The organism is Salinisphaera sp. S4-8 (assembly GCF_040361235.1).
GTDB lineage: Bacteria > Pseudomonadota > Gammaproteobacteria > Nevskiales > Salinisphaeraceae > Salinisphaera.
In genome coordinates this window covers 1-26,634 of record NZ_APNF01000014.1, presented here as the reverse complement: position 1 = coordinate 26,634, position 26,634 = coordinate 1, and the positions used below count along the sequence as shown (strand labels likewise).

The following is a 26,634-nucleotide window of genomic DNA, read 5'->3' as shown; positions in this document are numbered from 1 at the left end:
CGCATCAGCGCGAGACGGTGTCCTCGGCTGAATGTTCGAGGGCCGTGATGACGATCTGCAGTACGTGATCGTCGGTGAGTCGGTAATACATATGCTTGGCCTCACGCCGGCGGCTGACCAGGCGTGCGCCAAGCAGCAGCTTGAGTCGCGCCGATACGGTCGTGACCTTCTGGTCTTCCAGCGCGGCCAGCTCGGTAACGCACGTCTCGCCGTCGGCCAGCCGTGCCAGCAGGCGCAGGCGATCGGGGTCGGCGAGTGCCTTGAACATATCCGCGGCAAACGAGAGATCGGCATCGAGCGGCAGCCGTGGTGGCTGGGGATCGACCGAATGTTCGCAGGCGCTGTGTGCTGTAGCCGTCATCGATAATCTGTCATTCAATGAATCGATGGAATGATAGATTCAGCGAGCGGTTGATGCAAGCGTTTCGAGAACTCGGAACGGTTTTCCCGTGCGGGCGGGCGAAGGCCTCCCGGTTTCCGCCGCGCGCCAGCACAGCCAGTGCGCAGCGCTTAGCCCCGTGGAAACGCGCCCCTTTATTCGGCCCGCAGCGGCGGGGCGGCGGAGGATGGCAACGGTTCGACATCGCCCGAAAACGCGCGCAGGAAGCGTTCGTAGAAGGCGTCCATCCGCCAGACGGGTGTTGCCGCGCCGGGTGTCATGCCGGTCTGCCACTGCCAGCTGTCGATGGCGCCGAGCACGGCCGGATCGGTTGAGAGGATATGGATCGGCACGTCCCGTGAGGCCTCGCTGCCAGTGATGATGGGGGCCGGCTGGTGGTCGCCCAGAATGACCAGTACCAGATCGTCGTGTGCGCGTTCGGCGACGAACGAGGCCAGGGTGGCCAGCGAATAGTCGATGGCCTTGAGATACTGGGTGCGGACCTGATCGGGATCTTTCCAGACCTCCACCGGCGGATCGCCCGCGCGGGCATAGTCGTCGAATACGGTTCCGTCGCCGATCGTGGCCCAGTCCAGCAGCGGCGGGATAGGCACCCAGGGCGCATGGCTGGAAATGAGCGCGGCTTCGATCATGACCGGCTGGCCACTGGCGCGGTCGAGTTCGGCGCGCTGCAGGGCGGCCAGCGTGTACTGATCGGGCATGGTCACCCAGTTGAAGGGCTCGCCTTCATAGCCCAGATCGTCGCTGGCATAGACCCGGTCATAGCCGAACCAGGCGGCCTCGGGCCAGGCCCGGGTGATCGCGGGCATGACCGCTGCCGTACGCCAGCCGGCCTGGCGAAAACGTCGGTTCAGCGAGATGCGGTCGCTGTCGATCAGGGCTTCATAGCGGGGCTGGCCGTCGATCCACAGCCCGGACAACAGCGTGGTATGGGCCAGCCAGCTCTGGCCGCCGACCGTGGGCGAGGTGAGCCAGCCGCTGCGTGCGCGAAATCCGGCGGCGGCAATGGTGTGTTCGAAGGCGCGCAGCCGCGGGCCGATGGCCTCGGCATAGAGTGCGCGCTCGAAGACCGTACGCCCGTAGGACTCCACGAAAACGAACAATACGTTTTTGCCGGCGAGCCGGGCGAGGTCGGTACCGGCGTCTACTGCTGGCGTTTGCAGGCCGCGCTGGAGCGCCCGGCGCTCGGTGCGACGCGCGAGGTACTGATGCGCATGCCGGGTGATGCGCTCGTAAACCGGGGCGGCGGTTTGCGAACGCGTCAGGCTGACCGTCAGGGGCGCAATCAGCAATGCTGCGACGAGCGCCGCGTAGCGCAGGCGGTGCGGCCCGGCTGTACGCGTCCAGACCGCGAGGCCGCGAAACAGCAGGTAGAGCAGCAGGGCGATAACAACGATTGCTGCAACGAGCGCCACCACGGCCAGCCCGTAACCCACGACATGGGCGAACACATTCCAGCCGAAGACGGGCAGGCGGTAATCGCGGGCCAGCTCGAACGGACGACCGAAGGCAAGCCCGGTGCCCCAGTCCGCGGTAGTGAGCGCCAGTAACAGGCCATACCCCAGAACCACGAGCGCGCGCAGCCCCCGTTCGGCACGGCGCGGCACACATAGCATGGCTGCCAGTACCAGCGCCGGCTCGATGGGCATCCAGGTAGCGCTGCCACCCGGGCGCAGCGGCAGGGCGGCCAGCGCATAAAGCAGCAGTGGCGCGACCAGCACGCGGGCGGCGGTGGTCAAACGAGAAACAGGCAAAACGATACGGCCCCGCTTAATGGCAGTCACTGGACGGTTGCGAGCTTACCCGGGCGGGTAGCGGTGCGGGGCGATTTCGACAACGGTGCGGCCGCGTCGTGATGCGGTGGTCGGTAATGTCGGCAACCCGAACTCTCGGCCTGGCCATTGGCCAAAGGTCGAATGGGCCACGCTCTGGCCGGTGCTGCACTGTGCAACGACAACAACAAGCGGTTCGGCCCGGGCAATGCGTGCCCGTGACGGACCGACAAAACGAGGAGATGACCATGACGATATGGCGAAACGCCCTGTTGGGCGTAGCGGCGGCGGGCCTGCTCACGGTCGGTACGGCCCAGGCGGCCGGCAACGACGACGGCCAGGTAACCATAGGCGTGCTCGGGGATATGTCCGGCGTCTATGCCGATGGTTTCAGCGGGCCCGGTGCGACCGCTGCGGTGAAGATGGCGGTCAAGGATTTCGGCGGTAGTGTGCTCGGCGAGGATATCGAGGTGATCTCGGCCGATCATCAGAACAAGGCCGATATCGCCTCGTCCACCGCCCGCGAATGGATCGATCGCGACAAGGTCGATGTCATCATGGATCTGACCAACAGCGCGGTCGGTCTGGCCGTACAGCAGCTGGCCTCGAACAAGGGCATCATCACCATCAATACCGGCAGTGCCACCTCGGCGCTGACCAACGATGCCTGTACGGCCTACGGTATCCACTACGGCTACGATACCCATGCCCTGCCGGTGGGTACGGCCACGGCCATCGTCAAGAACGGCGGCAAGAAATGGTTCTTCATTACCGCCGACTATGCCTTCGGCCAGGCCCTGGAAAGCAATACCTCGGATGTGGTCAAGGAACTGGGTGGCAGCGTCGTCGGTTCGGTACGCGCGCCGCTGAACACCAATGACTTTTCTTCGTATCTGTTGCAGGCCCAGAGCTCCGGCGCGGATGTGATCGGTCTGGCCAATGCCGGCACCGATACCATTAACGCGGTCAAGCAGGCCAACGAGTTCGGCATCGTCTCGCGTGGCCAGTCGCTGGCCGGCATGCTCGTACTCATCAGCGACGTAAAAAGTCTCGGCCTGGATACGGCCAAGGGCCTGCAGTTCACCAGCGGCTGGTACTGGGATCACGACGAAGACTCGCGGCAATGGGCGAAACGCTATCTGGCCAGCGGTGGCACCACGCCTACCTTCCCGCACGCGGCATTGTATTCGGCGACTACGGCCTATCTGAATGCAGTCAAGGCAGCCGGCACGGATGAAAGCGATGCGGTGCGCTCCGCCATCGGCAACAAGCCGATCGACGATTTCTTTGCCCAGGGCGGCACCATCCGCGATGACGGTCTGCTCGAGCACGATATGTATCTGCTCAAGGTCAAAAGCCCGGATGCGTCGAAAGGCGAATGGGATGTCGCCACCGTCGAGCGTACGATTCCAGGAGATCAGGCCTACCCGTCGCTGGCCGAATCGGGTTGCGCGCGCCTGAAGTAGTTCAAGACGGTTGTTGTGCGTAGACACCGGTACGTGCTTTGTGTGCGTGCCGGTGTATTTTTAAAAGTCGGCGCTTAGCCGGCCTGATGCTCGCGCCGATAGTCGCGCGGCGGCACGCCCATGACCTTCTTGAACAGCCGCGAAAAATAATAGGGGTCGTCATACCCCAGATCGCTGGCGATCTCGCCGACGTTCCAGTCGGTGATATCGAGCAGATAACAGGCCCGGCTGATCTTGAGCCGCTGAAAAGCCTGCATGGGCGTCTGGCCGGTCTGGCGGCGGTATTCGCGGATGAAGTGATAGCGCGAGATCGTGCTGGTCGCGGCTACCAATTCGTCGAGATCGATGCGTTCGTGCAGATGGGCCTGCAACCAGGCCTGGACGCGATCGATATCCAGCGCCGCGCCGCGATCGCGGTGCTGGTGATGGACCAGCGCCATGAACGACAGAATGCTCTGCAGCAGATTCGCCGCATAGACGAAGTGCTGGCTCTTGAAGCGATCCGCCACGGTCAGCAGCAGGTTCAGATCCTCGGTCAGGCGTGGGTGCAGGCCCACCGGCACCACGAAGTCATCGTGCCCGGCCGCGATCTCGTCGAAGAAACGCGCGACCGCATGGCCGCCCAGATGCGCCCAGTAGATCGACCACGGCTCGTGACGGTCGGCGCAATAACTATGGCGCTCGCCTTCGCGCAGCAGCAGCACGTCGCCGGCCTGTACCGCCTGGCGCCGGCCCTCGCGCCGGGCCACCCCGGCGCCGGACAGGCAATAGATCAGCAGATGATCGCGCGGATTGCGGCGGCCCATGCGATGGCCCGCCGCCCTCGGGTAGTACCCCACGCCATGCGGCAGGCAGTCGCGACACAGCGGGTTGGCGGCCATTTCGTCAACGAGTTTCTGCGGCAGGATCACGCGCCGTCCGGTTTCCGGCAGCGGCCAGCGTGAGGTCTCGATACCGGCATACGTAGGTGTGCGGGGCGCTAAGTTCACGACATGAATTTCGCGTGGGTGTGGCGAATTTGCGTTAGACGACACTTGATCATGCACGAAGCAATTTTGTCCAGCCGGTGGCAATTAAGACTATTTCAGACGCCGGATCGGCGTGATCTGATTGGCAATAAGTTATAAACGCGGCACAAAAAACAAAGCAGGGCCGCGATGAAACAGCAGGCAGTGCCGGGCTGTTTCGATATCGAACAAAAAAAACGGCAGCGTGTCCCGCATAACGAACGCTGACCGCCCAATACAACGCCACGGAGGAGATCCAATGCGTACCGCCTGCCTCATTCAGCGCTCGAGTGCTAAGCACGTGTCGGCGTACGCCGACGCTCATGCCGCCGCCTCGCCAAACCGTCGTTTTCTCGCCGTGTCGAACACCCTCGGCTAGCGTCGACGGCGGCACAACGCCGGTGCGTTTTGCCACCGTGTTTCTTCCATGACCTTTTCAACGGCCAGCTCGACCCCTGCGCTGCAGGCTCAGCGGTTCGACACGAATACGGCCAACCCGTGATCCCATCAGGAACAAGCCCATGTCTTCATCCCGTATCGACACGATTCGACAGAGCCAGAAAGTCCCGCTGTTCATCGACGGCGAATTCGTCGACAGCGCCACTTCGGAGTGGATCGAGCTCAATAACCCGGCCACCCAGGAAGTGATCGCCCAGGTGCCGGTCGCTACCGACGAGGAAATGCAGCGGGCGGTCGAATCTGCCAAGGCGGCCTTCAAGAGCTGGCGCGATGTGCCCACCGTCGAGCGCGTGCGTTATCTGTTCAAGTATCAGACCCTGCTCAAGGAACGCCAGGAAGACATTGCGAAGGTGCTCTCGGAAGAAACCGGCAAGACTTTTGCCGATGCCATGGGCGATGTCTGGCGCGGTATCGAGGTCGTCGAACACGGCTGCGGCATGACCACGCACATGATGGGCGAAACCGCCGAGAACGTGGCCCGCAATATCGATACGCACAGCTATGTGCACCCGATCGGCGTGTGTGCGGGCATCACGCCCTTCAATTTCCCGGCCATGATCCCGCTATGGATGTATCCGTTGGCGGTGGCCTGCGGCAACAGCTTCATCCTCAAGCCCTCGGAGCAGGACCCGCTCACCCCGGTCATGCTCACCGAGCTGTTCGCCGAAGCCGGTTTCCCCAAGGGGCTGTTGCAGCTCATCCACGGCGACAAGCGGCAGGTGGACGCCATTCTCGATCACCCGGACGTCAAGGCGGTGTCATTCGTGGGTTCGGTGCCGGTGGCCGAGCATGTCTATCGCAAAGGCACAGACAACCTCAAGCGTGTGCAGGCCATGGCCGGGGCCAAGAACCACATGATCGTCATGCCCGATGCCGACAAGGAGCAGGTGGTGTCGTCGCTGGTCGGTTCCTCCTGTGGTGCGGCCGGTCAGCGTTGCATGGCGATTTCGGTGGCCGTACTCGTCGGCGAAGCGACCCGCGACTGGGTCGACGACATCAAGAACGCGCTTGCCGATATCCGCCCCGGTGCGCCGGGCGACGAGGGCGCGGCCTATGGTCCGTTGATCAACCAAAAATCGCGCGATCGCGTACGCGATCTGATTCAGGGCGCGGCGGCCGAAGGCGCCGATGTGCTGCTCGACGGATCGAATTGCACCGTTGAAGGCTATCCCGACGGGAACTGGATCGGCCCCACGCTGTTCGACAACGTCACCACCGATATGAAGATCTATCAGGAAGAGATCTTCGGCCCGGCGCTATGTGTGATGCATGTCGATACGCTCGAAGAAGCGATCGAGCTGGTCAACGCCAATCCCTACGGCAACGGCACGTCGATTTTCACCAAGTCCGGCGCGGCCGCACGCAAGTACCAGCACGAAACGGAAGTCGGCCAGGTCGGTATCAATCTGCCGATCCCCGTACCGGCGCCGTTCTTCTCCTTTACCGGCTCGAAGAACTCGTTCTTTGGCGATCTGCATGCCTATGGCAAGCAGGCGGTGCGTTTCTATACCGAAACCAAGACCGTGATCTCGCGCTGGCCCGAGGACGATGTGCCGGCGGGGCCGAATATGACGATCAGTATGCGCTAGGCCCGCTTATGGATTTCGAACTCAACGAGACACAGATCGCGCTGCGTGAAGCCGCCGAGGATTTCGCCCGCTCGGCACTCGCGCCCAACGCCGCGCAATGGGACGCCGAGGCCTATTTCCCGCGCGAGGTGATCGCCCAGGCGGGCGAGCTGGGCTTTTGTGGTTTGTATACGCCCGAGGATCAGGGCGGGCTGGGGTTGGCGCGGCTCGATAGCGCCATGATCTTCGAAGCCCTGTCGGCCGGCTGTACCTCGACGGCGGCCTATATCAGCATTCACAACATGGCGACCTGGATGGTTGCGACGTTCGGGGGCGACACCGTGCGCGAGCAGTGGTGTGGCGAACTCACGGCTGGCCAGAAGCTGGCCTCCTATTGCCTCACCGAACCCGGGGCGGGCTCGGACGCGGCCTCGCTCAAGAGCAAGGCCGTGCGCGACGGCGACGACTATGTGCTCAACGGCAGCAAGTGCTTCATTTCCGGCGCGGGCGATACCGATCTGCTGGTAGTGATGGCGCGTACCGGCCAGGCCGGCGCGGGTGGCATCAGCGCCTTTGCCGTGCCGGCGGATGCGCCGGGCATCAGCTATGGGCGCAAGGAACCCAAAATGGGCTGGAACAGCCAGGCCACACGCACCATCACCTTCGAGGACGTGCGCGTACCGGCGGCCAATCGGCTGGGCGAAGAGGGCCAGGGTTTTTCCATTGCCATGAAAGGCCTCGACGGCGGGCGGATCAATATCGCCTCCTGTTCGTTGGGCACGGCCCAGGCCGCGCTCGATGCGGCGCGCCGCTACATGAGCGAACGCCAGCAGTTCGGGCGCAAGCTGGCGGAATTTCAGGCCCTGCAATTCAAACTCGCCGATATGGCGACCGAACTGGTCGCGTCGCGCCAGATGGTCTGGCTGGCGGCCAGCCGGCTCGATGCCGGACATGGCGAGGCCACGGCGTTCTGTGCCATGGCCAAGCGCTTCGCGACCGACCGCTGTTTCGATATCTGCAACACCGCGCTGCAGATTCACGGCGGCTATGGCTATATCCGCGAGTATCCGCTGGAACGCCATGTGCGCGACGTACGCGTACACCAGATTCTGGAAGGCACCAACGAAATCATGCGTTTGATCATCGCGCGTCGTGTACTGGCCGATCACGACGGGGACAGTCTGCGGTGAGCGACGGCCTGCCGAGGCTCGAACGCCGCGCGCCCGTGGCGATACTCACGTTCGACAATCCGCCGGCGCATGTCTTCACGGCCGCGATTCTGCGTGAACTGGCTGCGCAACTGGATACGCTTGAGGCCGAGCCCGCGATCGATACGCTCGTGATTACCGGCACCGGCGATCGGTTCTTCTGTGCCGGTGACGATCTCAACATGTATGTCGGCATCAGCCCGGCCGCGGCCCGCGAACTCACGCGCCTGCTCGCGGCGGTGGTGACCCGGCTGCACGATTTTTCCGGGCTCACGGTCGCTGCGATCAATGGCTGGTGTCTGGGTGCCGGGCTGGAATGCGCGCTGGCCTGCGATATTCGCATCGCAGAACGCCATGCCCGTTTGGGCTTGCCGGAAGGGCGGGTCGGGCTGCTGCCCTGTGGCGGCGGTACGGCCACGCTGGCGCGCCAGATCGGCCGCGGCTGGGCCAAGCGGCTGATTCTGTGCGGCGAAACCGTGGACGTAGAAACCGCCGAGCGTATCGGGCTGATCGAACAGTCCGTGGCCGGCGGCGAGAGCCTGCCGGCCGCATTGGCGCTCGCCGAACAGGCCGCCCGCCAGAGCCCGGCCGCGCTTGTGGCCAGCAAGCGCCTGATCGACGCCAGTCAGGGTGCGGCGCTGACCACGGCGTTGGCGAGCGAGCGGGCGGCTTTTGGCACGCTGTTCGAAACCGCCGACGCCGCCGAAGGTGTCGCCGCCTTTCTGGGCAAACGCGAGCCCGTATGGACACACGACAGGAGCCGCAATCGATGAGCGAAGCAACGACCGACAGTAGCGTGGTCTTCGAGGAACGTAGCACGGCCAAAGGCTATTGCGTGGCCTTTGCCCAGCTCAAAGCACCCCGTGCGCTGAACTCGCTCTCGCGCACGATGATCGACCGCCTGCAGGCACAGCTCGACGCCTGGGCCGAGCGCGACGATATCGTGTGTGTCGTGCTCCACGGTGCCGGCGAAAAAGCCTTCTGTGCCGGTGGTGACGTCATCGGGTTGTACAAGGCGATGACCGCGACCGGCGATGCCCCCAGCGCGGATGCCGAAGCTTTCTTCGCCCACGAATACCGGCTCGATCATCGTATTCATCGCTATCCCAAACCGGTGTTGTGTTGGGCAACCGGCACGGTCATGGGCGGCGGTCTGGGTGTGATGGCCGGGGCCAGCCATCGTGTGGTCACCGAGTGCAGCAAGATTGCCATGCCTGAAGTCACCATCGGGCTGTTTCCCGATGTGGGCGCGAGCTGGTTTCTGGGGCGCATGCCCCAACGCATTGGCCTGTTTCTGGGGCTGACGACCACGCCCATGCAGCCGGGCGATGCGCTCTGGCTGGGCCTGGGCGACTATCGCATCGACTCGGGCCAGCGCGAGGCGGTGTTCGCTGCGCTTACGCAGCTCGACTGGCAGGGCGAGCGCGAGGCGGACGACACGGTACTCGCGCGTGGTCTGCGCGAATTCGAGGACATCGCCGAAAGCGACAACGCTCGGCGCGAATCCATGCTCTTCGCTAATCAACAGACTATCGCACGGCTGACCGATACGCACAGCGTGGCGGCGTTCACCCAACGCTTGACCGCGCAGGCCGAAGCCGACGACTGGTTCGCCTACGGCGCCAAGGCCATTGCGGGCGCATCGCCGTTATCGCTGGCGGTGGTGCATCGCCAGCTCGCCCGCGATCCGAAACTGTCGATCGAACAGGTGTTTCAGCGCGAACTCGCCATGGCCATTGCCTGTACCCGCCGGCCCGATTTCGCCGAGGGCATTCGCGCCCTGCTGGTCGACAAGGACAAGAACCCGCAGTGGTCGCCGGCCACGCTGGATGCGGTTACGCCCGAACAGATAGCGGCCCATTTCACGCTGCCCGACGATTACGCGCAGCACCCGCTGGCCGATCTTTGATCGGCCGTACGCGGCAGCGCGCGAAACCGATAAACAAGTACGACAAGGAGGAGAGAATGGCCAATAAAATCGCTTTCATCGGCCTGGGAAACATGGGCGCGCCGATGGCCGCCAACCTGATCAAGGCCGGCCATGCGCTGACGGTGTTCGATCTGGTCGAACAGGCCATGGCCGACGCCGTGGCACTGGGCGCCGAGCGCGCCGAGAGTGCAGCCGCCGCAGCGGAGCACGCCGATATCGTCATCTCCATGCTGCCCGCGGGCAAGCACGTCGCCACGCTCTATCAGGGCGAAAACGGCCTGCTGAATGCTGTCGCCGCCGGCACGCTACTGGTCGACTGCTCCACCATCGATGCCGAAACCGCGCGCCAGGTCGCCGCGGCCGCGGGCGAACGCGGGCTGTCCATGCTCGATGCGCCGGTTTCCGGCGGCGTGAACGGGGCCAAGGCGGGCGGGCTGACGTTCATGGTCGGCGGCGAGGCCGAGGCGGTCGAACAGGCGCGTCCGCTGTTCGACGTCATGGGCAAGACCTATTTCCATGCCGGGCCGGCCGGCGCGGGCCAGGTCGCCAAAATGTGCAACAACATGCTGTTGGGCATTCTCATGACCGGCACCTCGGAGGCCATCAATCTGGCCGTGGCCAACGGCCTCGACCCGAGCGTGGTGTCCGACATTATGAAAAACGCCTCCGGCGGCAACTGGGCGCTCAACGTCTACAACCCCTATCCGGGCGTGATGGACAACGCCCCGGCCTCGAACGGCTACAAGCCTGGCTTCGGGGTCGATCTCATGCTCAAGGATCTGGGGCTGGCGATGGATTCCAGTCTGAAGAAAGGCGTGGCCACGCCACTGGGCTCGATGGCCCGCAACCTGTATTCGGTGCATAGCCAGGCCGGCCACGGCGGCGACGATTTCTCGAGCATTCTCAATCTGTTGAAAGGCTATTCCAACGACAACGCAAACGGCTGAATACAAAGCCGCAACGATTAAAACCATAACGACGGCGGGCTTAAAACGGACCCGCCGAACGCGATAAAAGGAGAGGGCGATGCATTCGGCAGACGCATTCAAGGCCGCGCGCCAACAGCTGTTGGACCTGCGCGAGGACTATGCCCGGGCCTACGAGGCTTTCAAGTGGCCACAACTCGACGAGTTCAACTGGGCACTGGACTGGTTCGACGACTATGCACACGGCAACGACAAGATCGCCCTGTGGCTCGTCGATGCCGACGGCAGCGAACAGCGCTACAGCTTCGACGCCATGCGCCAACGCTCCAACCAGGTCGCCAACTTCCTGCGCGACCACGGGCTCGGGCGCGGCGATACGCTGCTGGTGATGCTCGATAACGTGGTCGAGCTGTGGGAGACGATGCTGGCGGCGATCAAGCTTGGTGCGGTGGTCATCCCGGCTACCACGCTACTGTCGCAGAAGGACCTGGGCGATCGCCTCGGGCGCGGCGGGGTCAGTCATATCCTGGCCGCCGAAGAACATATCGCCAAGTTCGAAGGCGTGGCCGATGGTTTGACCTGTATCGTCGCCGGCGAACCCGCCGGGCAGTGGATCGGCTATGAAGCGGCCTACGAATGCGCCACCGCGTTCGAGCCCGGGGGCACCACCCATGCCACCGATCCGATGCTGCTGTATTTCACCTCGGGCACCACGTCCAAGCCGAAGCTGGTGCTGCATACGCATCAAAGCTATCCGGTGGGCTCGCTATCGACCATGTACTGGCTCGGCCTGCAGCCGGACGATATCCATTTCAATATCAGTTCGCCCGGCTGGGCCAAGCATGCCTGGTCGAACCTGTTCGCGCCCTGGGATGCCGGGTGCACGGTATTCGTCTATCGCAGCGCGCGGTTCTCGGCCCCGGATGCATTGCAGATCATCGCCGACAAGGGCGTGACCAGCCTGTGTGCGCCGCCGACCGTCTGGCGCCTGCTCATTCAGGAAGATCTGTCTGCCTACGATATGAAGCTCAAAAGCCTCGTCGGCGCCGGCGAGCCGCTCAATCCGGAGGTCATCGCACGCGTCGAACGCCTCTGGGGCCTCAAGATTCGCGATGGCTATGGCCAAACCGAAACCACCGCCCAGATCGGCAACCCGCCCGGTCAGCCGATGAAATCCGGCTCCATGGGTCGGCCGCTGCCGGGCTATAAAATCGCGCTGCTCAATGCCTTCGACGAAGAGGGCGACGAAGGCGAAATCGCCATCGACGTACGCGCCGATCGCCCGCTCGGGCTCATGCAGGAATACCGCGACGACCCGGAGCGCATGGCCAAGGCCCTGCATGACGGCTATTACCGTACCGGCGATGTCGCCAGCCGCGACGAAGACGGCTACTACTGGTATGTCGGCCGTGCCGATGACGTGTTCAAGTCGTCGGACTATCGCGTATCGCCGTTCGAGTTGGAATCCATCCTCATCGAACACGAATCCGTGGCCGAGGCCGCCGTGGTGCCGGCGCCGGACGATATGCGCCTGAATATACCCAAGGCCTATGTGGTGCTGCGGCGGGGCCACGAACCCGGCCGCGACGCTGCCAAAGCGTTGTTTGCCTTCAGCCGCGAGCGTATGCCCGCCTATATGCGTATCCGCGAACTCGAATTCGCCGAATTGCCCAAGACTATTTCTGGCAAGATCCGGCGGGTGGAATTGCGGGCGCATGCGGCCGCGGATGAGAAAGGCGAGTTTGCCTATAGCGAAGCGGATTTTCCCGAGCTCAAGGGTTAGCGCACGAGTTGTCGGGTGCTCATGCGTGTGTCGAGGCTTTGGTTTCAAGCCGCGAGTTTTTCGGCACCCATGAGTTCGCTGACTTTTGGTTTTCGCGCTTTGGTTTCGCGCTGATACGCGGGTTGCGCGTCGGCGCTGCGCGCCGAACCACTGCCAGAGCGATCATCAGTTCTCGGGCCGACGGCATGCGGCCAGAACTCGAACCGCTTTGGCGGTCCTCAAACAGCCTGAACGCACCAGCGCAATGCCCCGGACACCCTTCGGCCTGTGCTTCCCGTTCGCTTCACACGGGGTGCGAATACAGGCGGCTAACCCGTACCACGGCGTCCAACCAACTATGCGCTTGAGACTGCGGCTGTGGCTACGTTCTTGTCGGCTTACGCTTCGCTAAGCCGACCTACGCGACTTCGGGCGGGCCTTCGAAAGCGCTGCGGCCGCGGTCATTGGCGTGCCCCGAGCTTCGGCGCTACCACCACCATGAAGTCGTCGCGCGATGCAGCACATGCCATACGGCGCCGAGAAAGCGCGTGAAGCGACGCGGAAGCAAAGCAGGCCAGGAACACAATGGCTGCGACGAGCCATCCCGTGCCGACGGATGCCTGGTGGAATGGGAAGGGGTGGAAAGCCAGATGCCGGTTGAGTGCGAACCAGATGAAGGCCGCGGTCGGTATGCTAAGGAATCTCTGCGCAACCTCTCGCGGTTCGCGTTCGAGTCCTCAAATGCGTTGCGGCAAGGCGTCCGAGCGCAGCGCCTGCCTTATTGGCAGGTCAAGCTCGGCAACGCAGTCGCAGCGCATTTGAGGCCGAACCCCTTCGGGGCCGGGGCTTTGCGCGCGTCTGGTCGGCGTCGAGGCAGGCGCACCGTGCAACCAGCACGCTACGCCTACCTCTCCTTGCCAGCCACGCGCAAAGCACGCCGGCGCGACCGCGACAGGTTGTGCAGAGATTCCTTAAAGAACAGACTGGCGGCAGCGCCAGCCAGCCGATCGCCCCAGCGATCGCCGTCCTGCTGTGCGCGTCGTGGTTGCATAGAACGCCAACGTTAACCGGTGACAGCGTACCCCGCTAGCTGGATTTGGCCTTGACCAGCCGCGCCAGTTCGCCCACGAAGCCGCGCCTGAACAGCAGTACGCACACCACGAAGATGCCGCCGATGGCGACCTGTACCCAGGAGCCGAAGGAGGCGAGTTCGTCCTGCAGCGTGATTACGGCTGCGGCACCGGCGATGGGGCCGAACAACGTGCCCATGCCGCCGAGCAGGGTCATGAGCACCACTTCGCCCGACATCTGCCAGTGCACGTCGGTGAGCGATGCGAACTGGAAGATCACGGCTTTGGTGGCGCCGGCCGTACCCGCCAGCGTGGCCGATAGCGTAAAGGCGATCAGCTTGAAGCGTTCGACGTTATAGCCCAGCGAGCGGGCCCGCGGTTCGTTTTCGCGGATCGCGGTGAGGATCTGGCCGAAGGGCGAGTGAATGGTGCGATAGATGATCAGAAATCCGATCATGAAAATCGCGAACACGAAGTAATACATCGTGATCGGGTCGTTGAGGTCGAGCACGCCCAGCAGTGTGCCGCGCGGAATCCCCTGCAGTCCGTTTTCGCCGCCGGTAAACGGCAGCTTGAGCGCGAGAAAGAAGATGATCTGCGCCAGGGCGAGCGTGATCATGGCGAAATAGATGCCCTGGCGTCGGATCGCCAGCGCGCCGAAGATCGCGCCCAGCACCAGGGCGAAGAGCGTACCGGTAAGAATGCCGGGCAACGGGCCGAAGCCCCAGGCGGTGATCACGTGCCCGGTGATATACGCCGCCCCGCCAAAGAATGCGGCATGGCCGAACGACAGCAGGCCGACATAGCCCAGCAGCAGATTGAAGGCGCAGGCGAACAACGCGAAGCACAACAGCTTCATGGCGAATACGGGGTAGGTCAGCCACGGCGCGGCCAGGCCCAGCACGATCAGCAATACCCAGAAGACCTTGTTCATCCTTCCGCCTTCCCGAACAGGCCCGCCGGGCGGATCAGCAATACCACGACCATGATGAAAAAGATCACGGTATTGGCCGCTGGCGGGTAGAGCGCCTGGGTGAGCCCCTGCACCAGGCCGAGCGTGAGCCCGGTGACGATGGCGCCCAGAATCGAGCCCATGCCGCCGATGACCACGACCGCGAACACGGTGATGATCAGATCTGCGCCCATAAGCGGGCTCACCGAATAGATGGGTGCGGCCAGCACGCCGGCCAGCGCAGCCAGGGCCACGCCGAAGCCGAAGGTGAGCGTGACCATCAGCGGTACGTTGATGCCGAAGGCTTCAACCAGCTTCGGATTTTCCTGACCGGCGCGTAGCACGGCGCCGAGGCTGGTGCGCTCGATCATGTACCAGGTGGCAAAACACACCACCACCGACAGCACGATGGCGAACAGCCGGTACTTGGGGAAATACATGAAGCCGAGATTGACGATGCCGCGCAGCGATTCCGGCGTGGCCGGATAGGCGGTGCCGGAGATATTGAAATAGTTCGACAGCAGGCCTTGCAGCACGAGTGCCACGCCAAAGGTCAGCAGCAGACCGTAGATATGATCGAACTTGTATAGCCGGCGCAGCATGAAGCGTTCCATGAGCATGCCGAAACAGGCGACCACGAGCGGTGCGACGATCAACGCCCACCAGAAGCTGAGCTGGAAGTCCGGATAGCCCAGCCACGGCCCGATATAGGAATAGCCGATCAGCGCCACGAACGCGCCCAGCATGTAGAGCGCGCCGTGGGCGAAGTTGATGACATTGAGCAGCCCGAAGATGATCGCCAGCCCCAGGCTGAGCATGGCGTAGAACACGCCCTGGCTTAAGCCGAGCATGGTCTGCGCCAGAATGGCGTCGATATTCATCGTGACCGATCCTTGAACCGTACCGGTTTACTGCTTGACCAGTGGGCAGCTGCTTTCGGAAACCGGGATGTAGGCCTTGTCGGCCGGAATCGTGCTCACGATATCGAGCAGATCCCAGTCGCTCTTCGACTGATCCGGCGTCTTCACCTTGGCCAGATACATGTCGTGCGACATCAGGCCGTTGGCTTCGATCTTGCCGTTCTTCACGAAGAAATCGTTGAGTTCCATATTGCCGAGTTCGGCGCGAACTGCGTCGGCGTCATCGGTGCCGGCGGCCTTGATCGCTTCCAGATAATGCATCGTGGCCGAATACACGCCGGCCTGCACCATGGTCGGCATCGCCCCGTGTTTATCGAAGAAACGCTGCGACCATTCACGGCTTTCGTCGTTGCGGTCCCAGTAGAAGGCGGTGGTGAACTGCAGCCCCTTGGCGGTATCCAGGCCCAGCGCTTTCACGTCGGTGAGAAATACCAGCATGCCGGCCATCTTCTGGCCACGGGCGACGATGCCGAATTCGTTGGCCTGCTTGATCGAATTGACCGTATCGCCACCGGCATTGGCCAGGCCGATCACATCCGCGCCGGAACTGCTGGCCTGCAACAGGTACGACGAGAAATCGTTGGTGCTCAGCGGCGCGTTGACGCTGCCCACCACTTCGCCGCCCAGTTCCTTGACCACGCGCGCGGTGTTGTCCTGCAGCGAATGGCCGAAAGCATAGTCGGCGGTGATGAAGAACCACTTCTTGCCGCCGTTTTTCACCATGGCGGTTGCCGTGCCGACCGGCAGGGCATAGGTGTCGTAAACGTAATGGATGCCGTAGGGCGAACACTGGCTTTCGGTGAGCTCGACCGTGCCCGCCCCGGTATTGATGGCGATGGTCTTCTTGTCGGAGGCCAGGCCTTGCACCGCCAGGCCGACCGCCGAGTTGTCCATGCCCACGAGCATGTCGACATGGTCGCGATCGATCCAGCGGCGGGCGATCGACGAGGCCACGTCGGCCTTGAGCTGATGATCGGCCGAAACCAGCTCGATATCCTCGCCCAGCACCTTGCCGCCGAAATCGTCGATGGCCATCTGCGCGGCGATCACCGCGCCCGGGCCTTCAATGGCCTTGTAGACGCCGGACATGTCGCTAAGCACGCCGATCTTCACGCTGCCATTCGACAGGCCCTTGGCTGCGAATGCCGTGCTCGATGTCAAAGCGGCCAGGCCCGCGGCGCATATCGCCCCGATGATGGTCTTGTTCATGTTGTCTCCCTCCGGTCGCACCGGTTTTTATGATTCAAACGCTCAGGAATTCGTTGATGCGCGCTTTCTTGGCCTCGGCCTCGTGGCCTTCGACCACCTCGGCGACTTCGCCGTGTTCGATGATGTAATGCCGATCCGCCAAGGGTGCTGCGAAATGAAAGTTCTGCTCGACCAGCACGATGGTCAGCCCGCGTTGCTTCATCTGGCGGATGGTGTTGCCCAGCGCTTCGACGATCACCGGCGCCAGGCCTTCGGTGATTTCATCGAGCAACAGCAACCGTGCGCCGGTACGCAGTACCCGCGCCATCGCCAGCATCTGTTGCTCGCCGCCGGATAGCTGGGTGCCCATGCTCCGTCGGCGCTCGGCCAGGTTCGGAAACATGTCGTAGATTTCGGCCACGCTCATCCCACCGTCGCCGAGTTTCGGCGGCAGGGCGAGGTTTTCCTCCACGTTCAGGCGCGCGAAGATGCCGCGTTCTTCCGGGCAATAACCAAGCATGCCCAGGCGCGCGATCTTGTGCGTGGGCTGTTTGATTACCTCGGTACCGTTGACCATGATCGAGCCCGTACGCTTGTCGACCAGCCCGAGGATGGATTTCAGCGTGGTCGTGCGCCCGGCACCGTTGCGCCCGAGCAGGGTGACCACCTCGCCTTCGTTCACGCGCAGGTTCACCCCATGCAGGATGTGCGATTCGCCATACCAGGCGTTGAGATCGTCGATGCGCAGCAGCTCAGTCATGAGCCACCTCGGCGCTGCCCATATAGGCTTCCATCACCGAGGGATTCTTCGATACCTCGGCATACGGGCCTTCGGCCAGGATCTCGCCGCGGTTGAGCACGGTGATCCGGTCGGCCAGCGTCGATACCACCTTCAGGTTGTGCTCGACCATCAGAATGGTGCGATCGGCGGCCACCTGACGGATGAGCGCGGTGACCTTGCCCACGTCCTCGGCGCTCATGCCCTGGGTGGGCTCGTCGAGCAGCATCAGTTTGGGGTCGAGGGCCAGGGTGGTGGCGATCTCCAGCGCGCGCTTGCGGCCGTAGGCCAGTTCCACGGCCGTGGTGTCGGCGAATTCGGCCAGGCCCACTTCATCGAGCAGGGCCATCGCACGATCGTTGGTGCTGTCCAGCACCTTGTGCGAGCGCCAGAAGTGATACGACAGCCCCAGATGGCGCTGTAGGGCGACACGTACGTTATCGAGCACGCTCAGGTGTGGAAAGATCGCCGAGATCTGAAACGAACGCACCATGCCGCGATGGGCGATAGTGGTGGGTTTGGTGCGGGTGATATCCACGCCGTCGTAGACGATCGAGCCAGCACTGGGCGCGATAAATCGCGTGAGCAGATTGAACACCGTGGTCTTGCCGGCGCCATTGGGGCCGATCAACGCATGAATGCTGCCGCGCTCGACGTCCAGGTCGATCCCGGAAACCGCCGTGAAGCCGGCAAAGGTCTTGCTCAGACCCCGCGTTTGCAGAATTGCGTCAGCCATGCGCAGCCGTGGCGCAGGGCGTATCCGCGGCGATGGTCGTCGGCCGTCGCGTCATAACCCGTTGTCCCGCGATGAATAGAAACGAACCTGACAGTCAAGTCAGCTCTCGTTGGACTCTACTCACGCGCCCGGCGGCGAGTTATTCGACGTTAGTCGCTTCGACCTAGGTCGAAAGCCGAATCAAGCGTTGCCGGCAGCCGGCTCGCGCTGCGCGCAGGCCGCGCAGGTACCGCCGATTTCGATGGTTTCGTGATCGATGGTAAAGCCGGCGCGCCGGGCTTCGCGCGCCAGCGCATCGTCCACGGCCGGGCTCGGGATCTCGGCCACGCGCTCGCAGGCGCGACAGATCAGGAATTTTGGATGCGCTTCGCCGTGGCCGGCGTCGCAGCCGATGAAGGCATTGAGCGACTCGATCTTGTGAATCAGTCCGGCATCGAGCAGGAAATCCAGCGCCCGATAGACCGTGGGCGGCGCGGCATTGCCACGCTCGGCGTTGATCGTGTTGAGAAGATCGTAGGCCTTGGTGGGGCGATGGTTATCCCAGATCAGCTCGAGCACGCGCCGGCGAATCGCAGTCAGACGCAGGCCTTTCTGCTGGCACAGCGTTTCCGCGCGGGCCAGCGCATCGTGAATGCAGGCGCCGTGATCGTGGCCACCGGCATCGAATACGGAGTTCTGAGCATCAATCATGACAACGAGAGTGCGCTTTCAGCGTGTAAAAGGCCAGCCAGCAACGCGGCCCGAGGCGCGCGTTGTACGTGTCAGACACTCGACACGGGCGCGCGTTCATGGCGATGGTCGTGACTGTTGCGGGTCAGCCGGTAATTCTGGATATGCGCGGCCGCCAGCAGCAAGCCACCGGCCACGGTTACGCCGCGTTCGATGATTTCCGCGCCCAGGGCATGCGCGCCGAAGGCGGCCAGTACCAGTAGAAGAATGCCGGCCAGCCCCAGCGTCGGCAGGGCGATATGGCGGTGGCGCCAATAGCCCATGCCCAGCGCGAATGTCGTGGTCGGCACGACCACCAGCAGAATGAGCTGATGAAAGGTTGCGTGCGACACAAACGAAAAACCGAATACCGGAAACAGCGCGATCAACAACGGAAACGCCAGGCAGTGCACCAGGCATATCCCCGAAAGGATCACTGCGACCTTGTCGAATTTGCCGGTAAAATCGGAAGACGAGCCTCGGCTCACGGCGATGCCCTGATGAAAGAAGATTCAATCGTTAGTATATAACATTTTAAATGGAGCAAGCGATGGCACGAGCATTGATCGGCGCGCGCGTACGGCGCGGCGTTGGAATCGCGCTGATGGGGGCGTTGGCATGGCCGCTGGCGGCCTGCAGCACATCCGAAGCCCCGGATTGCGGATCGCTTCGCGTCGAGCAGCCCTGGGTACGGGCTGCGCCGGCCGGCGCCGATGTCATGGGCGCCTATTTCACCCTGGCCAACGACGGAGAAGACAAGGTGGTGGTCAATGGCGTGAGCAGTACCCAGTTCGATCGCGCCGAAATGCACGAAACCGTGGTCAACGATAATGGCCAGGCCAGCATGCAGCCGATCGAAAAAGTCGTGGTCGGCCCGGGTGAAGAGGTCGTATTCGAATCCGGCGGCCGTCATGTGATGCTGTTTTCACCCAGCCAGCCGTATGCGGCCGGCGATCAGGTCGAACTGATTCTGGCCTGCGGCAGCGAAAACGCCGAATTGCCGGTGGCCGCGACCGTGCGTGCCGATGGGCCGGGCACGAATGCGGGCCATTCGGGGCATTCGGGTCACGACATGAGCGATATGGATCACGCCAATATGAATCACGCGGATATGGATCACGGTCAGAAGGCTGACGAGGCCGATCTGCCTGCCGATGCCGATAACACCGGCAATGCCAACGAGGATTCGGCCAGCGCCGAATAGCAGCGGTCATGCGTTTTACCAAGATGCACGGGCTGGGCAACGATTTCGTTGTGCTCGATGCCACCCGCGAGCCAATCGCCCTGGACGCAGCCAGCGCCCGCGCGATTGCCGATCGGCATTTCGGTATTGGCTGCGACCAGATTCTCATCGTCGAGCCGCCGCGCCGCGATAACGCCGATTTCGGCTATCGCATCCTCAACTCTGACGGCAGCGAATCCGGCCAGTGCGGCAACGGCGCGCGCTGTTTCGCCCGCTATGTGCGCGAACAGGGGCTGACCGACAAGGATCGGGTGGTGGTCGACGTACGCGATGGCCAGATGGTGCTGGAAAGCCTGGGCGATCATCACTATCGCGTGGCCCTGGGTGTGCCCGTGTTCGACGCGGCCGATATCCCGCTGCGCGGTTTCGATACCGCCGATGAATACCGCCTCGACGAAGTTGCCGGTCGTACGCTGCGGTTTGCCGCGCTGGCCATCGGCAACCCGCACGCGGTTTTGCGCGTAGAGGATATTGATCGTGCGGATGTGGCCGTCGTTGGCCCCGCGCTGGAAAGCCACCCGGCTTTCCCCGAGCGGGTGAATGTCGGTTTCATGCAGGTGCTCACGCCGGATCGAATCCGCCTGCGCGTGTACGAACGCGGCGCGGGCGAGACGCTGGCCTGTGGTAGTGGCGCGGCGGCGGCAGCGGTTAGCGGTATACGTGCCGGCGTGCTGGATTCGCATGTGGCAGTCGAGTTGCCCGGCGGCACGGCCCATGTGGACTGGGCCGGGCATGGCAAGCAGGTATATTTGAGTGGGCCGGCCGAGCGCGTATTCGACGGCGAACTGGTATTGTCGAATACCAGCGAATAATGCGGATCGCGCCTTGTGTGGCGCGGTTCGTGCGTTATACGGCGGTGGGTGGGTCTTCACCTCTTTAGAAGAGATGCTCCGACATGAACGAAGCCAAAAAACAAAATCCAGCGCCGGCATTGGACGAAGCCGAAGTCGCCGCCTATCTGCAGGCGCATCCCGATCTGGTCAGCCGCTATCCGGCGGTGCTGGAAGCGTTGGACGTGCCCCATGACAGCGGCAACGCGGTATCGCTGATCGAACGCCAGGTCGCCGGCCTGCGCACGACCAACCGCCAGTTACAGGCGCGCTTCAACGAACTGGTGGAAACCGCGCGTGACAACGAACAGCGCGTTGTCCAGCTCAATCGTCTGGCCAAGGTGCTGGTCAGCGTGCAAAGCGCTGCCGAGCTGGTGCCGGAACTGGCGTATTGCCTGCAACAGCATATGGATGTCGACCATATCTATGTGGGGCTGTCGGGCACGGCCGGCGAGGTCGAAGCCCTGGCCAACGGCGAAATCCATGCGATTGTCGACGACACCCCGGCCGGCAAGGCGCTGACCAATGTCTATCGTCGTGGCAAACCGATTTGCGGGCCGTTGTCGGAAGAACAATCGGAAGCCCTGTTCGCCACCCGCAGCAACGATGTGCCGGCGCTGGCGAGTGCAGCGATGATTCCGCTGGGCGCGCGCGGTGTGCACGGTGCGCTGGTGCTGGCCAGCCGCAAGGGCGATCGCTTCGTACCGGATATGGGCACGCTGTTTCTGGAACTCATGGGCGAGCTGGTCACGGCGGCCCTGCAACGCCTGCTCGGCCGCGACGCGTTGCCGTAGCCATGCTCCGGCTGCACGGCACCTCGTGAGCGCGCTGGCCGACCGGGTCGATGCCTTTCTGGCCCATCTGACGCACGAGCGCCGCGTGTCGGCCCATACCCAGGCCGGCTATGCGCGCGATCTGGCGCGCGCGGCCGACTGGCTGGAAGAACGCGGCATCGCCGACTGGGCGCGCGTGACCACGGCCGACCTGCGCGAATTCGTGGCCGCGCGCCATCGCGCCGGGCTCAAGCCCGCCAGCCTTGCTCGGTTGGTATCGGCATTGCGCAGTTTCTATGTCTGGCAGATGCGCGAAGGCCTGGCCACGCGCAATCCGGCGGTCGATGTGCGGGCGCCCAAGCGCGCCGCCCGGCTGCCGGAAACCGTCGACGTGGACGATCTCGCGGCCCTGCTCGACGCCACGCCGCAAGACGATCTGGAAATCCGCGATCACGCCCTGCTGGAGCTGTTCTATTCCGCGGGCGTGCGTCTGGCCGAAGCCGTGGGCCTGGATATCAACGATATCGATCTGGCGGGCGGCGAAGCACGGGTTCTCGGCAAGGGCTCGCGCCAGCGCAGCGTGCCGATCGGCTCACGTGCGATCGCGGCCCTTCGAAACTGGCTCAAGGTGCGCCCGCAGATGGCGTCGGCCAACGAAGCGGCGTTGTTCGTCTCCCAGCGCGGTACGCGTCTGTCGCGCTCGAGCGTGGCTGCGCGCATGCAGCGCTGGGCTGTGCAACACGGCCTGCCCGTGCACCTGCACCCGCACAAGCTGCGTCATTCCTTTGCCACCCATCTGCTGGAATCCAGCGCCGATCTGCGCGCGGTACAGGAGCTGCTCGGCCACGCCAATATCGGTACCACCCAGATCTATACCCATCTGGATTTCGCCCACCTGGCCAAGGTCTACGATGCTGCGCATCCGCGGGCCGGCCAGCGTAGCGAAACCGGCGAAAGCTAGCGTTGGCGATATCGGGCGCAAGCGCGCGCAGCGGCGGTTTGACGTCAAGCTGAACGGCGACCGAACAGCCGCAGAAAACGGTTGCTTGAATCGTGTTGTGCATGGCCCCAACTCGAACCAGACCGACGTCAATGAAGGTCGAAGGAGCACCTCTTGAAACAATTCGACGGCACAACAATTCTTGCTGTGCGCCACAACGGCAAGGTGGCCCTGGCCGGCGACGGCCAGGTTTCCATGGGCGACACCATGTTCAAGGGCAATGCGCGCAAGGTGCGCCGGCTCTATAACGACAAGGTGCTCGCCGGCTTTGCAGGCGGCACGGCCGATGCCTTCACGCTGTTCGAGCGTTTCGAAGGCAAGCTGCAGGAACATGGCGGCCAGCTGGTCAAAGCCGCGGTCGAAATGGCCAAGGACTGGCGCACCGACCGCGCCCTGCGGCGTCTGGAAGCGCTGTTGCTGGTGGCCGACGAAACCGCCACGCTGATGATTTCCGGCAATGGCGACGTCATGGAGCCGGAATTCGCCTGCATGGCGATCGGCTCCGGCGGCTCCTATGCCCAGGCGGCCGGGCGCGCGCTGGTGGAAAACACCGATATGGATGCCCCCACCATCGCCGAAAAGGCCATGCATATCGCAGCCGACACCTGCATCTATACCAATCACCACATCACCGTCGAGGTGCTGGACAATGTCTGATACAGCCTCCGAGACCATGGCCGACGACAGCCGCGAACAAACCGCCGTGCTGCCGCGCCACGAAATGACGCCGCGCGAGATCGTGGCCGAACTCGACCGCCATATCATCGGCCAGGGCGAAGCCAAGCGCTCGGTCGCCATCGCGCTGCGCAACCGCTGGCGGCGCATGCAGCTGGATGAATCCATCCGCGGCGAGATCACGCCCAAGAACATCCTCATGATCGGCCCCACGGGTGTGGGCAAGACCGAAATCGCCCGGCGTCTGGCCAAGCTTGCCAATGCGCCGTTCACCAAGATCGAGGCGACCAAGTTCACGGAAGTGGGCTATGTCGGCAAGGAAGTGGATTCGATCATCCGCGATCTGGTGGAAGTGGCCATCAAGATGACCCGCGAGGCCGCCAAGAAGGCGGTGCGCATCAAGGCCGAGGACGCCGCCGAGGAACGCATTCTCGACGCGCTGCTGCCCAAGCCCACTACCTGGGACGAAGCCGGCGAATCCGACCAGAAGGCGGTCGAATCCAGCGCCACCCGGCAGGTGTTTCGCAAGCGCCTGCGTGAAGGCAAGCTCGACGACAAGGAAATCGAGCTGGAGCTGCAGCAGGGCGGCCAGAGCTTCGAGATCATGGCGCCCCCGGGCATGGAGGAGATGACCAACCAGCTCCAGTCCATGTTTCAGAACATGAAGGGCGACAAGACCAAGCGCAAGAAGATCAAGATCGGCGATGCCTATCGCCAGATCGTCGACGAAGAAGCGGCCAAGCTGGTCGACGAAGAGCAGATCAAGACCCAGGCCATCGATCAGGTCGAAAACTCCGGCATCGTTTTCATCGACGAAATCGACAAGGTCTGCAAGCGCTCCGACGCCGGCGGCGGCTCGGGCGGCGATGTCTCCCGCGAAGGCGTGCAGCGCGACCTGCTGCCGCTGGTGGAAGGCTCGACCGTGTCCACCAAGTACGGCATGGTCAAGACCGACCATATCCTGTTCATTGCCTCCGGTGCCTTCCACGTAGCCAAGCCCTCGGATCTGATTCCCGAGCTGCAGGGTCGCCTGCCGATTCGGGTCGAGCTCGACGCGCTCAAGGCCGAAGACTTCGTGCGCATCCTCACCGAGCCGCACTGCTCGCTCACCGAACAGTACGGCGCGTTGATGAACACCGAAGGCGTGACCATCGAGTTCACCGACGACGGCGTGCACCGGATCGCCGAAATGGCTTTCAAGGTCAACGAAGGCACCGAGAACATCGGCGCCCGGCGTCTGCATACCGTCATGGAACGGCTGATGGAGGAAATCTCCTTCGAAGGCCCGGACAAGGCCGGTGAAACGCTCAAGGTCGACGCCGAGTACGTCGACTCCAAGCTCAAGGATCTGGCCGCCGACGAAGACCTGTCGCGCTATATTCTGTAGGCGACAGGCTGGCCATCAGACACACGCCGTGTCTGCGAAGCCGGGGCGGGTTTATCCTGTCCCGGCTTTTTTGTTCGTTCGTGAAAAGGATCGTCCGCAAATGAACGCGAATGAACGCAAATAAGACAGCTAGCGCGGACTCTTGCGGGAGCGACAGCGTCGTCCATTCAACCGCTGCTTGAAATTGGATTAAATGGCGTAGATTCGCGGATAGGGCAGACGAAGGCGCGCCAGCCGCGGTGCGCCGCCGAACGAGATGATGCTGTCACGACGTCTCCCATTCGCGTTAATTTGCGTTCATTCGCGGACCGTCTTGAACGAACGCACCGACAAAACCGAACCCGAAAAGGTGACCCATGGACGCCCCGACAGACATTACCCTGCACCAGAAATCCAAGGTGCTCGAAGTCGAATACCCCGACGGCGCCAATTACAAGCTGCCGCTGGAATACCTGCGCGTGTACTCGCCGTCCGCCGAAGTCCGCGGCCACGGCGGCCCCATGCAGCTGGTGACCGGCAAGCGAGACGTGGGCGTGGAAAAGATCGAACCGGTCGGCAACTACGCCATCCAGCTCTACTTCGACGACGGCCACAACACCGGCATTTTCTCCTGGCAAACGCTGCGCGAGCTGGGCGAGCAGTACGAAGACAACTGGAATGAATACCTCGGCCGGCTGGAAAAGGCCGAAGCCTCGCGCGACAAGCTCTGGCATTAGCCGCTTAGAGATCGCAGCTCGCGCGGAGCGGGCGAATTCGCAGGGCGCCGAGCGACTCGCGTATCCATTGCGCCGCTTTGCTTCGCGAGTTTTCTAAGACGAAAGGCTGATCAAGGCCCGCTCTGGCAGGCCTTTTCTATGCGCGCTTTTCGTGCAATGTTCGCTAAAACCATTTGGCTGCATTGCGCACTCACGCGCTATGGGGCGCACGCACCCGCGTGCGAGACGAGGGGACAATCTTGATCAGCCGAATCCTGTTCGGGCTGGCGATCTTCGGCAGTACGGCGACCTGCGCCTATACGGACGGTGCCGCGAATACCGTCGGCCGCGTGTTCGGCCGCTTGGGCCCAGCGTTAGCCAGGCGGCGACTGAGCCCCTGCGAAGCAGTCAGCCGCAATGGATCAACATTGAACCGCGAGGGAAAGAGGGCTGCTTCGCTGAACAGAGCGGTGTCGTAACTTCCACTTCTGTGCCTTGTCCGCGTGTGCGGGGGAATAGACGCGTTTGGATGGGGCTGGGAATTGGCTGGTTTTATTAAGTGAGGGGGATTGCAAAGCGGTGACCGTATCGAGCGCCAAATACCTATTTAACGAAACCCGAAATTCGCATAGCGATTTTATGGGCTCTTCAAATACGAGCAGCTCGGCAAATCGAGCAGCGCTATGCGAATTCTGGCCTAAGCGTTGTACGTGGTTTCGTTCGTATACTTCGCGTTAGAGTTCTAGGGGGAGGGTATGGCGCAATCAAACCGAAAGCACTACGGGGAGGCACAAAACGTCGCCTTAACTTCACAGGTTGATGGGGTATGCCCGCGCTGTGACAAACCGCTCTTTTACAAGAAAAAGGGAAAAAGCTTCAAAGCATACGAGATCGCGCACATCTATCCGCTAAACCCAAGCCACGAGGAGGATGAGCTGCTCAAAGAAGAACGGCTTAGCCAAGATGTGAACGATGAAGACAACCTCATTCCACTATGCAAAGGCTGTCACGGCAAATTCGATAAGCCGAGAACGGTTGAGGAGTATCGTGAGCTCGTCGAAATCAAAAAACACTACATCGCGCGATCGGGTCAAGAGACTTTGTGGTCTTTGCATCATCTAGATGTGTAAACCCACCAGGTTGTTCACGTCCAAGCGGAGTCGGCTAATGGGTGTTTTGTA

At 62.8% G+C, this 26,634-nt stretch carries 25 protein-coding genes; 15 read left to right on the top strand and 10 right to left on the bottom strand.

Annotated features, from left to right (window positions below):
* Nucleotides 1-4: 4 nt before the first annotated feature.
* Together S4A8_RS16790 and S4A8_RS16785 are read right to left on the bottom strand one after the other, a co-directional pair.
* Nucleotides 5-361, bottom strand: a complete 357-nt coding sequence (locus S4A8_RS16790) for an ArsR/SmtB family transcription factor (RefSeq protein WP_353221012.1) — start codon at nt 359-361, stop codon at nt 5-7.
* A gap of 173 nt (nt 362-534) precedes the next feature.
* Complete coding sequence (locus tag S4A8_RS16785) at nt 535-2,139, bottom strand: sulfatase-like hydrolase/transferase (RefSeq protein ID WP_353221011.1); 1,605 nt, start codon at nt 2,137-2,139, stop codon at nt 535-537.
* Nucleotides 2,140-2,420: 281 nt separating this feature from the next.
* Here S4A8_RS16785 and S4A8_RS16780 point away from each other — a divergent pair, with 281 nt between their 5' ends.
* Complete coding sequence (locus S4A8_RS16780; RefSeq protein ID WP_353221010.1) at nt 2,421-3,638, top strand: ABC transporter substrate-binding protein; 1,218 nt, start codon at nt 2,421-2,423, stop codon at nt 3,636-3,638.
* Between the two features lie 74 nt (nt 3,639-3,712).
* On the opposite strand, the gene S4A8_RS16775 is transcribed toward S4A8_RS16780, so the two are convergent.
* Nucleotides 3,713-4,627, bottom strand: a complete 915-nt coding sequence (locus tag S4A8_RS16775; protein WP_353221009.1) for an AraC family transcriptional regulator — start codon at nt 4,625-4,627, stop codon at nt 3,713-3,715.
* A gap of 539 nt (nt 4,628-5,166) precedes the next feature.
* Here S4A8_RS16775 and S4A8_RS16770 point away from each other — a divergent pair.
* The 6 genes from S4A8_RS16770 (at nt 5,167) to S4A8_RS16745 (ending at nt 12,519) form a co-directional block, all read left to right on the top strand.
* Nucleotides 5,167-6,693, top strand: coding sequence for a CoA-acylating methylmalonate-semialdehyde dehydrogenase (locus S4A8_RS16770; RefSeq protein ID WP_353221008.1), 1,527 nt, complete (start codon nt 5,167-5,169; stop codon nt 6,691-6,693).
* 8 nt (nt 6,694-6,701) lie between these two features.
* Nucleotides 6,702-7,862: an acyl-CoA dehydrogenase family protein gene (locus S4A8_RS16765; RefSeq protein WP_353221007.1), complete on the top strand. Its 1,161-nt coding sequence runs from the start codon at nt 6,702-6,704 to the stop codon at nt 7,860-7,862.
* Complete coding sequence (locus tag S4A8_RS16760; protein ID WP_353221006.1) at nt 7,859-8,653, top strand: enoyl-CoA hydratase; 795 nt, start codon at nt 7,859-7,861, stop codon at nt 8,651-8,653. The genes S4A8_RS16765 and S4A8_RS16760 overlap by 4 nt, the downstream gene beginning before the upstream one ends.
* The gene (locus S4A8_RS16755; protein WP_353221005.1) at nt 8,650-9,789 is read left to right on the top strand and encodes an enoyl-CoA hydratase/isomerase family protein; all 1,140 of its coding nucleotides are present in this window, start codon (nt 8,650-8,652) and stop codon (nt 9,787-9,789) included. The genes S4A8_RS16760 and S4A8_RS16755 overlap by 4 nt, the downstream gene beginning before the upstream one ends.
* Before the next feature lie 56 nt (nt 9,790-9,845).
* Entirely contained in the window at nt 9,846-10,757 is a 912-nt protein-coding gene (gene mmsB, locus S4A8_RS16750) for a 3-hydroxyisobutyrate dehydrogenase (RefSeq protein WP_353221004.1), read from the top strand.
* Nucleotides 10,758-10,836: 79 nt separating this feature from the next.
* Complete coding sequence (locus S4A8_RS16745) at nt 10,837-12,519, top strand: AMP-binding protein (RefSeq protein ID WP_353221003.1); 1,683 nt, start codon at nt 10,837-10,839, stop codon at nt 12,517-12,519.
* Between the two features lie 1,065 nt (nt 12,520-13,584).
* Here the strand turns inward: S4A8_RS16745 and S4A8_RS16740 are convergent.
* The 7 genes from S4A8_RS16740 to S4A8_RS16710 form a co-directional block, all read right to left on the bottom strand.
* Entirely contained in the window at nt 13,585-14,502 is a 918-nt protein-coding gene (locus S4A8_RS16740) for a branched-chain amino acid ABC transporter permease (protein WP_353221002.1), read from the bottom strand.
* Complete coding sequence (locus tag S4A8_RS16735) at nt 14,499-15,401, bottom strand: branched-chain amino acid ABC transporter permease (protein WP_353177595.1); 903 nt, start codon at nt 15,399-15,401, stop codon at nt 14,499-14,501. The genes S4A8_RS16740 and S4A8_RS16735 overlap by 4 nt, the downstream gene beginning before the upstream one ends.
* 27 nt (nt 15,402-15,428) lie before the next feature.
* On the bottom strand, nt 15,429-16,649 hold the full coding sequence (locus S4A8_RS16730; protein WP_353221001.1) for an ABC transporter substrate-binding protein: 1,221 nt from the start codon (nt 16,647-16,649) through the stop codon (nt 15,429-15,431).
* Nucleotides 16,650-16,683: 34 nt separating this feature from the next.
* A complete protein-coding gene (locus tag S4A8_RS16725) occupies nt 16,684-17,388 on the bottom strand; it encodes an ABC transporter ATP-binding protein (protein WP_353221000.1) in 705 nt (234 codons plus the stop codon).
* Complete coding sequence (locus S4A8_RS16720; protein WP_502950754.1) at nt 17,381-18,142, bottom strand: ABC transporter ATP-binding protein; 762 nt, start codon at nt 18,140-18,142, stop codon at nt 17,381-17,383. The genes S4A8_RS16725 and S4A8_RS16720 overlap by 8 nt, the downstream gene beginning before the upstream one ends.
* Before the next feature lie 180 nt (nt 18,143-18,322).
* Complete coding sequence (locus S4A8_RS16715; RefSeq protein ID WP_353177589.1) at nt 18,323-18,832, bottom strand: Fur family transcriptional regulator; 510 nt, start codon at nt 18,830-18,832, stop codon at nt 18,323-18,325.
* A gap of 71 nt (nt 18,833-18,903) precedes the next feature.
* On the bottom strand, nt 18,904-19,338 hold the full coding sequence (locus S4A8_RS16710; protein WP_353177587.1) for a MerC domain-containing protein: 435 nt from the start codon (nt 19,336-19,338) through the stop codon (nt 18,904-18,906).
* Between the two features lie 62 nt (nt 19,339-19,400).
* Between S4A8_RS16710 and S4A8_RS16705 the strand changes: the two genes are divergently transcribed.
* The 8 genes from S4A8_RS16705 (at nt 19,401) to S4A8_RS16670 (ending at nt 26,583) form a co-directional block, all read left to right on the top strand.
* The gene (locus S4A8_RS16705) at nt 19,401-20,054 is read left to right on the top strand and encodes a copper chaperone PCu(A)C (RefSeq protein WP_353220999.1); all 654 of its coding nucleotides are present in this window, start codon (nt 19,401-19,403) and stop codon (nt 20,052-20,054) included.
* Between the two features lie 8 nt (nt 20,055-20,062).
* Nucleotides 20,063-20,905 (top strand): diaminopimelate epimerase, encoded by an 843-nt coding sequence (dapF, locus tag S4A8_RS16700; protein WP_353220998.1) that lies wholly within the window; start codon nt 20,063-20,065, stop codon nt 20,903-20,905.
* An 83-nt stretch (nt 20,906-20,988) separates the two neighbouring features.
* A complete protein-coding gene (locus S4A8_RS16695; protein ID WP_353177581.1) occupies nt 20,989-21,717 on the top strand; it encodes a DUF484 family protein in 729 nt (242 codons plus the stop codon).
* A 25-nt stretch (nt 21,718-21,742) separates the two neighbouring features.
* On the top strand, nt 21,743-22,657 hold the full coding sequence (gene xerC / locus S4A8_RS16690) for a tyrosine recombinase XerC (protein WP_353220997.1): 915 nt from the start codon (nt 21,743-21,745) through the stop codon (nt 22,655-22,657).
* 153 nt (nt 22,658-22,810) lie between these two features.
* Nucleotides 22,811-23,353 carry an ATP-dependent protease subunit HslV gene (gene hslV, locus S4A8_RS16685; RefSeq protein ID WP_006913869.1) on the top strand — a complete coding sequence of 181 codons (543 nt, stop codon included), beginning with the start codon at nt 22,811-22,813 and terminating at the stop codon, nt 23,351-23,353.
* A 64-nt stretch (nt 23,354-23,417) separates the two neighbouring features.
* Nucleotides 23,418-24,758: an ATP-dependent protease ATPase subunit HslU gene (gene hslU, locus S4A8_RS16680; protein WP_353177653.1), complete on the top strand. Its 1,341-nt coding sequence runs from the start codon at nt 23,418-23,420 to the stop codon at nt 24,756-24,758.
* Nucleotides 24,759-25,114: 356 nt separating this feature from the next.
* Nucleotides 25,115-25,474 carry a gamma-butyrobetaine hydroxylase family protein gene (locus S4A8_RS16675; RefSeq protein WP_353220996.1) on the top strand — a complete coding sequence of 120 codons (360 nt, stop codon included), beginning with the start codon at nt 25,115-25,117 and terminating at the stop codon, nt 25,472-25,474.
* A gap of 734 nt (nt 25,475-26,208) precedes the next feature.
* Nucleotides 26,209-26,583: an HNH endonuclease gene (locus S4A8_RS16670; protein ID WP_353220995.1), complete on the top strand. Its 375-nt coding sequence runs from the start codon at nt 26,209-26,211 to the stop codon at nt 26,581-26,583.
* Nucleotides 26,584-26,634: the final 51 nt, after the last annotated feature.